This is a genomic window from Dysgonomonas gadei ATCC BAA-286 (genome assembly GCF_000213555.1).
Lineage (GTDB): Bacteria > Bacteroidota > Bacteroidia > Bacteroidales > Dysgonomonadaceae > Dysgonomonas > Dysgonomonas gadei.
Genome location: NZ_GL891994.1, coordinates 13,328 through 27,191, shown reverse-complemented (window position 1 = coordinate 27,191; position 13,864 = coordinate 13,328). Strand labels below are relative to the sequence as shown.

Below are 13,864 nucleotides of genomic sequence, written 5' to 3'. Positions count from 1 at the left end.
TGTTCTAATTTATGAAAAGTTTGAGGTTATAGCTTTACTTCAATAGTTTTTCCAACTTTGGATGTATATGTACGTACAACATTATTATCCTTTATTATAGTGATCTTTATATTATTGCCAATCCTGTCTATCTTGATATCAAAAGGAGCTTTTCCGAAAGCACCTATGTTCTTCAGTTGCATAGTATCCCATTTGTCGGGAAGCTGAGGTGTTAATGTAAATGAGTTGAATCCGGTCGGACGTATACCGAATAATCCTTCTGTAATGATACGTCCATATAATCCGCTCTCTGCCGAAAGATGGCGCTGACTGCCTTCCGGCCATGCTTCGATAGGGTAGGGAACATGGTCGCCCAGTAAGCGCTGTGCCGAATAGTGCTCGAGATATTCCGTTGCCCGTTCCCTTTCCCCGGCAGCGTATACACCGCGCAATGCGTAAAGGGTGGAACGATCCCAGAATGTTTCTGTTCCGGCCTGAGTCAGCATCCCGTCTTTTGTCCACAAGCGAGGTGAGAATAAAGCATCGGTCGTACCTCCTTTCTTCTCGTAAATACCAACGGTGAGCGGAATGCATATCCATGAGCGGAGAACGGTATTCCCATCATAATACTGATATGTATCGAAGCCTTCGACTGTGGCTCCGAAATAATTGTTGATTGCTTTTTTCAGACTTGCAGCTTCCGACTGATATCTCTTGGTTAGGCTTACAGGTTTATTCAGTTCCTTTGCCAGATAACTCGCCGATAGCAATGCATCATAGTATAATGATGAGGTGCAGAGATTAGCCTCACCCGAAGGAAAACGTCCTTCCAGTTCATCACTATCAGATTTTACCACTTCCTGAGGGTTAAGTTTCCTTTTGCAAAACTCCAGACACCATTCTATTAGCGGCCATAGTTGACGGGCCTCATCTGCACTGGCCTTTTCCAGTGCATAGCGTGCTGCTCCGTAGGCGATCATAGCCCCGTCGCCCCGGTCGCCTGCACCATTCCATGTACTCAAACCTTCAGCAATAATCGAACTCGGGATAGGTTTGTATTCGTCATTCATGAACCGTGCAAAATGCATAAATGAATTAAAAGCCGATTCATTTCCCAAGCGGTAGCCAAGAAACGGGAGGAACGGATTGACATATTCGGCCTGGTCGTTTGCCCATATGGCTGCATAGTAGGATTCCCCGCCGGGTCCGTGCATATATCCGCCTTTTGTTTTATAAATACTTTCAGAAGCACGTATTTTTGCAAAGGCAAAAGCTGTGTTAAGTACCGGATCGGGAGACTCGAAGTCAAGTTTGGTCCATACCTCTTTCACAAAATCTTTTCGCGCCTGTTCTTCTTTCAGTATATCAGGTTTGATTTCAGACTGGCCCGTTTTATATGCCTGTACAGATGCGCCAAAGGTCAATTCTTCGTTTGGATCCAGATAGAATAATCCGGAGTTGCCACTGATAGCTGTTACCATAGTGTAACTTCCATCTACACCCTTTTGTGCATCCGTATTATAGGTTGCATGCAGATTGGGGACTATAACCGAAATTCGCTTCTCTGTAATATTCTTCAATTTATATAATTCGCAAAGCATTGGCTTATCGGTGGAAGGGAAGTATGTCCGGGTCAGTTCAACGGCAGGTACGGGTTTCCTGTTTCGCGCTGCCCCGGTGTTGACATATCCGGTCGATAATTCGCTTACTACTGTTAGCCTTCCGTCCAGCTGCATGTATTTTACTTTTTCATTATTCAGTGTTAATCCGTTTACTATTAGTTGAGACGGATAATCCACAGCAAAACGTTGCATCAGGCTGCCATGAGTATTGTTGGGAATAGTGCGGAGCATAGGCCATATCATAGAACGCTCCAAGCCGAAACTCCCATCCTGATTTACGCCATACCGGAGTACTACCGAAACTTGTTCGCCACTCATCTCTATGTGGTCATAGTGGGGTATGCTTTGACCTGTTTCCCATCTGATAGACCTATCAGGTTGTATTTCCCATCTATTCTGGGCCTGAGAAAAAAGAAAATTGCTCAAAAATAATAAAATGAATATTCCTGTAATTTTCATAGATTGTATTTTAAATGTTTTTATTTTCTATGTTTTTTTATTAATTGCTTTCATTGAAAGAATGCAATGAAATTAACTTTTATTCGCAATATATAGTTAAAAGGTAACACATGTAACACTGAAAGCAATTAATAATTAAGAATGAAAAATTAATAATTTGAAATTTTTTGTCTCACCCGCTATTTTCAACTTACTACTACTTAAAACTTATTATTTGTTAAAAGGTAACACATGTAACACTTTTTTCATTATTTCATCAATGTTACTTTTTCTCAAAACTTTACAAAGTTGACACACCTCGCTGGCGCGGACATCTTTTCCGTGTCTTGCCCAAAGGGCAATATATCCTTATATCCTTTTGCTTCGCAACACACAGACTGGAAGTCTGCGCGAGACGAGGGGTAACCACCAGGGATTACCTTTACATAAAATTCAAAAAAGTTACAAAAGTTACACATTTTTTTATTGTCAATTTTTAAATCTTTAAACATTCAATCTTTCCAATCTTTCAATCTTTTCAAAGAGCTATCAGCTAATGCCTAAAAGCTACCAGCTAATAACATAGATAAAGTATTTTCCAAAATCAAACAATCATTTGTATAGTAATTCTAACTTGAAGCACATTCGTAATAAAAATTTATTAAATTTGTTTTCAAGACCTGAAATCAAAAACAACAATACTTTTGATAATCACTAAAAGTACCAGCAAGTAGCAGAGCATCGTATACAAATTTAATTGTATGCATAGATAAATACTAACGTATACTGATATAGAGTAGGATTTTGCAAAATACTCTATCTACTTATCTTTGATTATAAGGGTATTACATGGAGAGGATTATCTTTTCAAGTAGAACTTTATAACTGTTTTTACTCTATCGTGAAGTAACAGATACAACATATATTATGAATTCCGTTATGAATAAAATTCTCTTTACATTTTTTTTCAGTTTTATTTTCATTGTACCCTCTCAGGCAGGCGAACGTGACGACCTTATGAAAGAGCTTGACTCTAAAATAAAGGAGCGGAAATATTATATGCAGATTAAAGAAAACAGGATAGACAGCCTTTGCAAGCTAATAACGCCTCAGAGTTCCCTGGAAGATCAGTATCTGATAAATAATAAAATTTATCAGGAATATAGTACATACAGGTATGACTCGGCGAAACATTACATTACGCTGAATAAAAATATATCAGAAATTCTTGATATTCAAAGGTATAAAGATGAGGTGAGCTTACATACGGCCATGCTTCTGTCTACTACGGGATTATTTAAGGAAGCCATTGAAATCCTGGAAAGCATCAGTAGGAGTACTCTGCACGAATCTCTATTGACGGATTATTATATGACCAACGAATGGGCGTATCTCAGAATGAAAAATTATGTGGATGATGAGGTTTATTCTCCTGTTTATGAGCAAAAAGAATTGTTGTATGTCGATTCTGTATTTCAACAGCTGGAGAAAGGCTCTACCGATTATTTCTATTACAAAGGCTACATTATGTTACAACAAGGTAAGATGGATGAGTCAAAAACGGTATTGCTTGGCCTCTTGTCAAAATTGAATGTAGACTCCCGGCTGTATGCTATTGTTACATCGAATATTGCAACCATATGCAAGAGTCAGGGGGACCTGCATAATTATGACGTATATCTTATCAAATCTGCCATATCCGATCAGGTCTGTGCTCTCAAGGAGAACAGGGCGATGCAGGAATTGGCCATGTATCTCTTTCAGGAGCATCCTAAGGAACTGGATAGAGCAAACAAGTATATACAATGTGCGATGGAGGATGCCCAGTTTTTCAACAATCGTGTTCGTACTGTTCAGATAGCGAGGAAACTACCTGTTATTGTGTCTGCTTTTCAGGAAAAAAGCAAGACTGAAAACCGGAATCTCAGAATTGCCTTAGGTACTATTAGTTTTCTGGTAGTGGGGCTGATACTGGCTCTCTTTTACATTTACAAACAGATTAAACTGGTTAAAGAAAGCCGTTTAAAACTACGAAAGCTCAATGATCAGTTAAACGGGCTGAATACAGAATTGACCGACTCCAATAACAAGTTGTCGGAAGCAAACAAGATGCGTGAAGAATATGTAGGACTGTTTATAGACCTCAGCTCGTCCTATATCAATAAAATGGCGCAATACAGAGATACTGTCAAACGTAAGATTCTGGCTAAGCAGATAGATGACTTATATAAAATCAGCAATTCTTCAGACCTCTTACAGTCTGAACTTACGGACTTTTTTGATAACTTCGATACAGCTTTTCTAAATCTTTATCCTACTTTTATTACCGACTTTAATGCCTTACTTAATGAAGAAGGGCAAATAAGGCTAAAGAATAATGAGAAACTCAATCCCGAGCTCCGGGTTTTCGCCCTTATCCGCTTGGGAATAACAGACAGTTCCAAGATTGCTTCTTTCCTGCGTTTCTCGCCTCAGACTGTATACAACTACCGGGCAAAGGTGAAGAAGTTTTCGGTGGTGGATAGGAATGAATTTGAGAAATACGTTATGGAAATTGGAACCCTGATGTAAGGATTAAGGAATTATTCCTTAATCCTCAATCGATATATTGCTACAATCTTCTGTCACGAATCTTCTTGTTTCGGTACGGACATGTTTATACTTATCCGATTGTTGTATCTTATTGTTTTTAAAAGTGAAGCCATCTACACAATAGAGGTATGCTATGGTGGGATCGAATATATTAAATTGATTATCGGTCACAACTATATTTCTATGGTAACGGCTCTTGTCTTTATCTTCCATGATTAGGGTATTAACCCCGATACAACCGATACCCCATGAGTCATTACCAAAATTACAGTTGTCGAAAATATTATTCCGGATGATGACATCTCTTACTCCCGATTGCTCGTACCAGTAACAGCCATCGCCTTCGAACAGGATAGCCGAGCCCGGAGTGTGGAAATAATTGTTTTCAATAACTATCTTAGCCCGTGAACCCAGTAGCAATCCGCGGGCGCGGTTTTTCTGTATAGTACATCCTTTTATCAATACTTCCGGATATGCCTCGATACTGGCCATAGGATCTTTTAGCCTGACAGAAGATGGAATGGAATCTGAAAAAGTTACGAATGTACATTCTTTATTGAGCCGCTTCACTTCTTTTATCTTGCATATACCTTTTGAAATCAGGCTTCTTGCATCTTCAAATTCCACATTCATACCTTTCTTAATAAAATCGAAACCAAACTGTTGACGATGTTTCAGCCGGACAATAATTTCTGTCGGGGAGATAATTTTATCCACTACGGCATATATCCCGTGAATGTTGGTCGCATCATCTTTCTGATTCTCGAAAGTACAGTCTATCATTCTCAGATATCCTGAGCAATTAACAAAATGAGTTGCATCGGCAGTAGCACTGATAATTCGTTTGCCGTCAGGCCTCGGACTTACCATCACTTTGTTCAGTTCTATATCCTTTGTTCTCTGACCGATAACTCCCATGCCGCCGCAGTGATAGATGTTGATATTCGAGAGCAGGATATTCTCCGAATCGGAAATAGTGAATGCGGGAATCAGCCTGTTAGACGCTCCGAATACCATAATGTTGCCGGTTTTTCCAATAATATCTTCTTTATACATACGGATATCGTTATTAGGCAGAATTTCGGCAGGTAAAGGACTGGTGAAAAGCCAGTTGTCGAACACTTTAAATTCTGTTTCTCGCTGTCCTGCATTAAATTCGAGTAAATTACCATAGGGATATAAAGTCCCGTTTCTGTCAATGAATCTGAGCTTACCGTTTTTTACTTCGTATGGAAATTCATCACTGAATTTTAGGTCGATATAGCCTTTGCCCGATCCTATGATTAGCCCTTCGGTATGGAAAGGGCGTTTGAAATCGATACTGAGGTTTTTTATTGTAATGTTTATAGAATTATCGAGCAAAAAAGGACAGATGAACCCCTCCAGTATAAATTCAGAGCCATTACCATCTATCTCCAGATTGGAGATGTTACTTAAATCAAAAAGAAATGCTTTAAGCCCGGCATCGTTATTGCTGACGAAAACATATTTCTCTGACGCATAATTTGGCGTTATACGGTAAATGGCTTTCGGAATAACCAGTTTCGAGGCTTTCATCTCCTTGCAATCGCTTAATGCGCGGGTTATATCAACAGTAGCATCATAGGTTGTTGACGATACAGAGTCGGCCGGGATATAATCAGCCAGATTGATAGTATCAATTGCGGATTGTTGTTTGCATCCCAAGAGACATATTAAACACAAAATGGGTAATGATATATGTATTTTCATAGCAGCATATTTTTATAATGTTTATAATGGAAACTTATTTCTCCAAAGCTTCTTTTAATTAATGAGAAATGAAAATATTCACAAAATAAGCAGAATAAACCGATACCATTATTTATACCATAATATAAAGTAGATGTCACCTTATTTTATGTATGTGATAATCAGCTTTTTAATGTGTATATTAAGTAGGCTTTATTTTTAATCTAATAAACTTACTATATTATTATGTTTAAGTTTATTTATAAAATGATATATGTTAAGTATACCTAAATTTCGACTGTTGTTTTGGTAAATCATTATAAAGCAGCTGATTATGTGTGTAGGCATGCTTGGAGTGTCTACTTTAGAGAAAACTACAATATTTTTCTTTCCTATATTGTCCTAACTTGCAGTCATGAATGATAAGTATCAGGCTGCTGTTTTTGAAGCCAAAACTATGAAAAACAATTTTTAAAAACACAGCCATTAACCTGGATTATAAGAACCTTATTTTTTTAATACTAACAAATTGATTTTGCAAGCATGGAATTAACTACAAAACCAGGACGTTTATCCCTACGTTCTAAACCACGTTTTTTAAGAGGATGTGTTTATCGGGATAGTTTGTATGTGCTTTTAATCATGTCCGCATTCCTATTTGGTGGATTCTCCCAAGTCGCCGCCAATACAGCAGAAAGCCTTAATATATCGCAGGATATAAAAAAGGTGACAGGTACCATAACCGATACATCCGGTGAGCCTATAATAGGCGCATCTGTAACAGTCAAAAGTACTTCGAAAGGGGCTATCTCAGATATGGACGGAAAATTTACCGTTGAGGCCTCCGCTAGTGATATTTTGGTAATAACGTACATCAGTTTTCACACACAGGAAATAAAAGTAGGTAATCAGACTGACTTTACAATTGTCCTGTTAGAAAATGTAACCATGTTGGACGATGTTATCGCTATTGGCTATGGTACTACTTCGGCCCGCCGTACGGTGAGTGCATTGGGTACTTTAAAAACCGACAAAATAGACGAACTCCCTTATACCAGTACGGCTGCTTCCCTGCAAGGCCGTATAGCCGGTGTAATCGTACAGCAGTCGGGAGGTGAACCGGGTGGAACAGCTCCTACTATTTCCATTCGCGGAGGTGGCACTCCTCTTTATGTAATAGATGGTATAATAAGGGGTAGTGATGATTTCAACTCATTGACCTCTTCAGATATCGAATCAATGAGTATCCTTAAAGATGCCAGTGCCACAGCCGTATATGGTGCTCAGGCCGGTAACGGTATTGTATTGATCACTACTAAAAGGGGAGCTTCGGGGCTGAATATTGAATATACCGGAGGGGTCGATTTTAGCAAACCTACAACTGTCGCAGATCGAGTAGGGGCTCTTGATTATGTACTGGCAGCTAACGCAGCAGCCCGATATGACGGACAGGGTGAATATGCCCTTTATTCGCAATCGGAAGTAGATGCGATCGGAAATGGTACAAGCAAGATATATGGTAATAACGATTGGTACAAAGAAGCAACCAGAAGCCTTGCACCTCAGCACAGGCATACTGTAACCATTTCCGGGAAGTCGAATACCGTAAGGCATTTTACCTCTTTAGGTATAATGGATCAGAAATCGATCTATAAGGAGAGTCACAATAACCATTATCAACGGTATAATATAAGGAGTAATGTTTCTTCGACATTTGATAAATATGGCCTTGAAGTCGGGGTTAATTTGGACGGGACTTATGCAAAACGTACCCCTAACCCATACGGGCAGGAGGATATATGGCGCAACCTGATGGGGTATAATAAGGCAATAGACAGAATATATAACGATGATGGTACATATACGGCTATGGATGTCCATCCTATTGTATATCTGGATAAGGCTTCAGGCTATACAAACCAATACAACAACACGGCAAATGTTCAGGCATATCTCGACTGGAATGTGCCATGGGTAAAAGGGCTGAAGGCTAAATTGACGGGAAATTATAATTACACTTCTTATGACAGAAAATATTTCAAGTCAAGAGCCCCTCAATATTCCGACGGAACATTAGTCGGAGATGATAAGCCTAAAGAGCTGGAGATGAATCGTTCATGGACAAGAGGTAATACGCTGGAATTCGGACTCAATTATACAAAAGAGATTGGATTACATTTTTTGGAAGCTCAGGGTGTATACAGCTACTATGACGAATATAATGAATGGTTTGACGCTAGTCGTACCGGATTTATTTCAAACGATTTTGATCAGTTGAGCTCGGGTGATGCTTCTACCAAAGATAATGCAGGCGGAGCAGCAGAAAGAACTCGTATAGGATATGTAGGGCGGTTGAGGTATTCTTTCAAAAACAGGTATTTTCTGGAAGGAAACTTCCGTTATGATGGCTCCGATAACTTCGCAAAAAATAAACGCTGGGGATTCTTCCCTTCCGGTGCTGCTGCATGGGCTATTTCGGAAGAAAGTTTCATGAAACCGCTTGCCGAAAAAAATATTATAAATTTTGCAAAGGCCAGAGTATCGTACGGACAGGTGGGTCTGGAAGATGGAGTCAAACGTTTTGGCTATATACCTGTATACAGCTACAATGCGCAAGCCAGTGTTATCGGAGGTAAATTTGTTCCGGGATTCAGCGAAGGCGATCTTGTATCTCCTGAAGTACTTAGCTGGTATACTAAAGATGTATTTGATATAGGTATCGATCTAGCCTTCCTGAATAATACACTTTCAGCCTCTTTTGACTATTATTATTACAAGACCAAAGGTTATCTTATTTCTCCTCAAAACAGGTACAGTACAACTTTAGGTAAAGCTCTACCTCAGGTAAAATCTAATAGTGTACATCGTCGCGCGGGCTATGAGGCATCGCTCAGATATAAGAACAAATACAGGGACTTCAACTATGAGGTGGGTTTCCAGTTCACTTCTTATAACGAATTATGGGAAGTGAAGGAAGATGAAGCTTTGACTGATCTGATGGATCCGAGGAAACGAATTACACATCGTAAGAATGTATATGGTTCATCGTATTATATGAATGAAGGATTGTATCAGGATTATGAGTCTATCTTGAATTCTCCACGTATGCTTAGTGCCACCGAATTGAAAAAGGGGGATCTGGCATACAGGGATGTCAACGGTGACGGTAAGATTGATTCAAACGACCAGATAAAACTCGGAAAACCATTCTTCCCTTCATTTGATTTTGGTATGGATTTCAATCTCGATTATAAAGGTTTCTTTCTGTACGGACTGTTTCAGGGTACAGGAAAACGTTATACTGAATTAACGCTGTTGCTTAAAGGTGGAAATATAGTGAATTCAAACTATGCTTACCAAATGGATTCATGGACTCCCGACAATCCTTCGGCACGATTTCCAAGATCATCGGCATTGCAGTCTACCAATAGCGGAAACAATACGGTAAATTCCGATTTTTGGCTTATTAATGCACAATACTTCCGTCTCAAGAGCTTGCAATTCGGATATGATTTCAAAAAATTATTATTTAAAGATAACACAAAAATATCCAAATTTAAGTTGTCATTGATGGGTACCAATATATTTACAATTTCTGATGCTATGGACTATTTCGACCCCGAGTCGTATAATTATGGTGAAGGATATCCTGTTCAGAAGACATATTCGATTGTGTTAAATATAGGAATTTGAAAAAATACAGAATTAGTAACTGTTTAAATTTTATTGACAAACTTATTTTTAATTATTTCAAATAGATTTTTTAGTTATTGTTCGCAGGTTTAGCGGGCTAAACCAAGAATAAGAACTGAAAAATATAGAAGAAAGAATAAAAATAAGTGCCAAAGAAGAATAAAAGACAGTTACAAGAGATATGTTCTATAAAATTAAAACAGTTACTTAAGCTATGAAAAAAATAATTATTATATCAGGGATTTTACTATTATTGACATTGATGTTTTCCTGTCATGATCATTTGAGTAATTATCCTTTGTCGGATCATGCTGAAAATAAAGTGTGGAATTCGGCTGCCAGTGCGCAACTGTTTGTAAACGGTACAATGTATGTGAAAGATCATTTGCTGGATAAGGGTAATAATCATTCCGACGATTGGTGCGACGATATGGTTATTAACTCTCAGATGGGCAGTGCCCAGAATGTTGTGAGGGAGGTACTGACCAGTGATCATGGAATTTCTACTTACGGATGGAATATGTTTCCGGAAATCCGGCGTTGCAATCTCATTATAGATAAAGTGACCTCATCTGCATCTATCAAGGACACCGACAAACCTTATCTCATTGCTCAGGCAAGATTCCTGAGAGCCATAGTATATTACAATATGGCAAGAAAATTCGGGAGGCTGATTATCCTTGATAGGGTTCTTACTCCCGAAGATGAACTTATGCTGGGACGGTCGAAGACGATAAAAGAAACGTATGATTTTATTTTACAAGACCTGAAAGATGCAGCAACCGATCTCCCCGATTCGGGAGAAGCCGGAGCTATAACCCAAGGGGCGGCTTATGCCCTGCTGGCAGAGACTGCATTACAAGGAGCGGCATATCTGGATGATACAACTGCAAAAAGTGAATATTACGCTATTTCAAAAAAGGCCAGCGAAGATTTGTTTGCATTGGGTAAATACAGTCTCGAGGGCGATTATGATAAGCTATTCAATGATTTTACTACCGGATTGAATTCTAAAGAAATTATATTGGGGTCGTACTGGTTGTCCGACAATACATATACGAGTGGTACATGGAAGATGAAGTTTGCACCTAATCAGGGAGCATCCAATAAGTTACCTCCGGCAGTGGCTGCCATATGGCCAATGAACGATTTTATGGAAGGCTGGTTCGAGAAAAGTCCTTCGCAGGAAATTGTAGATGCCTATCAGGTAATAGATAAAGACGGAAAAGCAAAAAACTGGGACGAGACGTCTTATTATAATAATTTCAGGCCGGGTGTCGATTATGTCCATGATGTACTCTATAAGAACAGAGATGCACGCTTCTATTCCACTATTACATATGATAGTTGCTGGTATATGAATTCACTCCTTACCATGCGCCTCGGAGGAAATATGTACTATAAGAACAATATGGAGAAAGATCAGCATATGACAAAATCGGGCTACCTTTATCGTAAAGGATCGTATCTGGACAAAGATATGATCATTGGCTCAAGTGTAAAGATGAATTACCACTTAACGCCGCTACGTCTGGGACGTTCCTACCTGAACTATGCGGAAGTGATGCTTAGGCTTAAAGATGCGCCGAAGGCTATCGAATATATCAATAAGACACGTATAACACATGGCCAGTTGCCTACATGACCATATCGCCGGGGGCAAGTGTACGACCTAATGGGTCGGCCCCTACGCTGGGGAAACTAGGCGACTTCAGCCAATCGAATATGTCATATAATGTAGTGGCTGCCGATGGTATAAATAAGCAAGACTGGGTGCTTGTTATCACGGCTTTTAATAAGTAGGGATTTATGGGATTGAAATGGACAGGAGGCTGATAATGGGGTCCTGTCCATTGTTTTCGTTTTGAAATGAATGAGAACATACATATTTTTGCATACTGAGTTAACAAACAGGCTATGGCCTCAATAATGATAAATGATGAATAAAATATATTTACTGTTTATAACTGCTTGTTGTATTCTTTTAGCATTTTCTTTTAGCTGTGAGAGTAAAGAATCGAAGACTGTTTTCAACCTGAAAGATTTCGGAGCCATACCTGATGACGGAGAAGATGATTCGGAGGCTTTCATGCTGGCATTAAATAAGTGTCGCGAAAATCCCGGTTCTATCCTCGTCATACCTCCCGGGAACTATAATTACAGTGATGCTAAAGCAATGGAATTCGAGTACAAGGGCATCAACGGGCAGTATGGAGAAGATGTGCAGGGATATTTCTTTAAACCTAAAGGAGAATATGTCATTGCATTGGATCTGGATAATTTCAGGGATATAACTATCGAGGCCGAAGGTGCTACTCTGGTTCAGGAAGGTTGGTACGAAGCTGTATCTATCACTAATGCTAAAAACGTTGAAATAAAAGGATTGAAACTGACTCATAAGCGGCCCCCTTTCACCACGGGAGAGGTGATAGAATCCACTACTACTTATTTTGATATGAAGATAGATACCGCCCTCTATCCTTATCTGACAGATAAAATAACAGGTCGTGTTCACTACTATGATGTAGAGAAACAGCGTATATATACAGGAAACCGGGTGGAGAAAAAAGAATTATTACCCGACGGACAAACGGTACGCATTTATACACAAACCCGGCCGGGGGTAGGAGATATGTGCATTTTAAGACATTGTGCACACAACAGGGCTGGTATATTGATTAAAGAATCATCAGGCATTACATTGGAAAATGTAACCATACATTCACAGCCCGGAATGGGTATTGTCGGGCATCGTTCCGAAAATATTGTAATGAGGAATCTGCAAGTTATTCCCGCTCCGGGAACTGTCACATCTTCCAATACTGATGCCACTCATTTTACAAGTTGTAAAGGAAAAATACTTTTCGATGCCTGTAAATTCGGAGGACAGGGAGATGACTGTACTAATATTCATAACTATTATTGGAGTATATACAAAGAGTCGGGCAATGATGTATGCATAACAGTAGAAAATGCCGACTTGCATGCCTTATCGCTTGATTATCCGGATGTGGGAGACACATTGGCATTAGTATCAAAAGATAAATTGACTCCGGTAGAATACTATATAGCTCAGAAGGTTTCTACTTCGGTAGAAGACTGGAAAGTTGTTGTCATCCTGGATAAACCAATAAAATATGATGTGAATGAATATTACATGAGCAATCTTACCCGCCGCCCTTCCGTAGATATTCTGAACAACACAGTGAGAAGCCATATGGCAAGGGCATTCCTGATCAAAACAAGAAATGTACGCATTGCCGGTAACGTTGTGCAAAGCAGTAGTGGGTCTGCTATCCAGCTGGGTGCCGAGGCAGGTTGGAGAGAAGGTGCTCCGGTGGAGAATGTTGTGATAGAAAATAACTGGTTTATAGATTGCGGTTATGGTCACGGCAGACAAAGTGGTAGTACTATCAGTGCTGAGGTCAACGGTATAAGAAAAACAACAGACAGGTTGAATAAAAATATTATCATACGAAATAATGTAATACAGGCAGTGGGAGAAACAGCTATCTATATTTCTGATACTGACGGAGTAGAAATAAGAGATAATGAAATATCTGGTTCCAACAAAGCTATACAAGTAAAGAATTCGGTAAATGTAGATATTAAGAATAATGGAGCTTTAGCTGTGGAGCAATAATCGCAGAGATTAATATAAGATGTGTTTGTGCAAGGAGAAGTTTACGGAACTAATATAGTTATCAACTATTAACGGATAATAAAGAATTATTTATTGATAAATTGATTAGGACACATTGATCTTATATATGTAAAGTTCTCGATAAAGGCAGGGGCTGATTATGAGTTCAGAATCAGCCCCTTTATAA

General features: G+C 39.1%; 7 protein-coding genes. 5 read left to right on the top strand and 2 right to left on the bottom strand.

Features of this window, described 5'->3' with window-relative positions:
• Positions 1-26: 26 nt before the first annotated feature.
• A complete protein-coding gene (locus HMPREF9455_RS19755) occupies positions 27-2,060 on the bottom strand; it encodes a hypothetical protein (RefSeq protein WP_006801532.1) in 2,034 nt (677 codons plus the stop codon).
• Between the two features lie 918 nt (positions 2,061-2,978).
• Between HMPREF9455_RS19755 and HMPREF9455_RS19745 the strand changes: the two genes are divergently transcribed.
• A complete protein-coding gene (locus tag HMPREF9455_RS19745) occupies positions 2,979-4,610 on the top strand; it encodes a DUF6377 domain-containing protein (protein ID WP_006801531.1) in 1,632 nt (543 codons plus the stop codon).
• Between the two features lie 18 nt (positions 4,611-4,628).
• Here the strand turns inward: HMPREF9455_RS19745 and HMPREF9455_RS19740 are convergent, their stop codons facing one another.
• On the bottom strand, positions 4,629-6,362 hold the full coding sequence (locus HMPREF9455_RS19740; RefSeq protein WP_006801530.1) for a right-handed parallel beta-helix repeat-containing protein: 1,734 nt from the start codon (positions 6,360-6,362) through the stop codon (positions 4,629-4,631).
• 621 nt (positions 6,363-6,983) lie between these two features.
• Between HMPREF9455_RS19740 and HMPREF9455_RS19735 the strand changes: the two genes are divergently transcribed.
• From HMPREF9455_RS19735 to HMPREF9455_RS19725, 4 genes are all read left to right on the top strand, one after another.
• Positions 6,984-10,034: a SusC/RagA family TonB-linked outer membrane protein gene (locus HMPREF9455_RS19735; protein WP_245532212.1), complete on the top strand. Its 3,051-nt coding sequence runs from the start codon at positions 6,984-6,986 to the stop codon at positions 10,032-10,034.
• A 214-nt stretch (positions 10,035-10,248) separates the two neighbouring features.
• Positions 10,249-11,679: a RagB/SusD family nutrient uptake outer membrane protein gene (locus HMPREF9455_RS19730; RefSeq protein WP_006801528.1), complete on the top strand. Its 1,431-nt coding sequence runs from the start codon at positions 10,249-10,251 to the stop codon at positions 11,677-11,679.
• The gene (locus HMPREF9455_RS21985; protein ID WP_006801527.1) at positions 11,676-11,837 is read left to right on the top strand and encodes a DUF5018-related domain-containing protein; all 162 of its coding nucleotides are present in this window, start codon (positions 11,676-11,678) and stop codon (positions 11,835-11,837) included. The genes HMPREF9455_RS19730 and HMPREF9455_RS21985 overlap by 4 nt, the downstream gene beginning before the upstream one ends.
• A 133-nt stretch (positions 11,838-11,970) precedes the next feature.
• Complete coding sequence (locus HMPREF9455_RS19725) at positions 11,971-13,677, top strand: right-handed parallel beta-helix repeat-containing protein (RefSeq protein ID WP_006801526.1); 1,707 nt, start codon at positions 11,971-11,973, stop codon at positions 13,675-13,677.
• Positions 13,678-13,864 lie beyond the last annotated feature (187 nt).

Coding starts and splice junctions, on each gene's coding strand:
- HMPREF9455_RS19725 (WP_006801526.1), top strand. CDS start 11,971: ATGATGAATAAAATATATTTACTGTTTATAACTGCTTGTTGTATTCTT.
- HMPREF9455_RS19735 (WP_245532212.1), top strand. CDS start 6,984: ATGTCCGCATTCCTATTTGGTGGATTCTCCCAAGTCGCCGCCAATACA.
- HMPREF9455_RS19745 (WP_006801531.1), top strand. CDS start 2,979: ATGAATAAAATTCTCTTTACATTTTTTTTCAGTTTTATTTTCATTGTA.
- HMPREF9455_RS19755 (WP_006801532.1), bottom strand. CDS start 2,060: ATGAAAATTACAGGAATATTCATTTTATTATTTTTGAGCAATTTTCTT.
- HMPREF9455_RS19730 (WP_006801528.1), top strand. CDS start 10,249: ATGAAAAAAATAATTATTATATCAGGGATTTTACTATTATTGACATTG.
- HMPREF9455_RS21985 (WP_006801527.1), top strand. CDS start 11,676: ATGACCATATCGCCGGGGGCAAGTGTACGACCTAATGGGTCGGCCCCT.
- HMPREF9455_RS19740 (WP_006801530.1), bottom strand. CDS start 6,362: ATGAAAATACATATATCATTACCCATTTTGTGTTTAATATGTCTCTTG.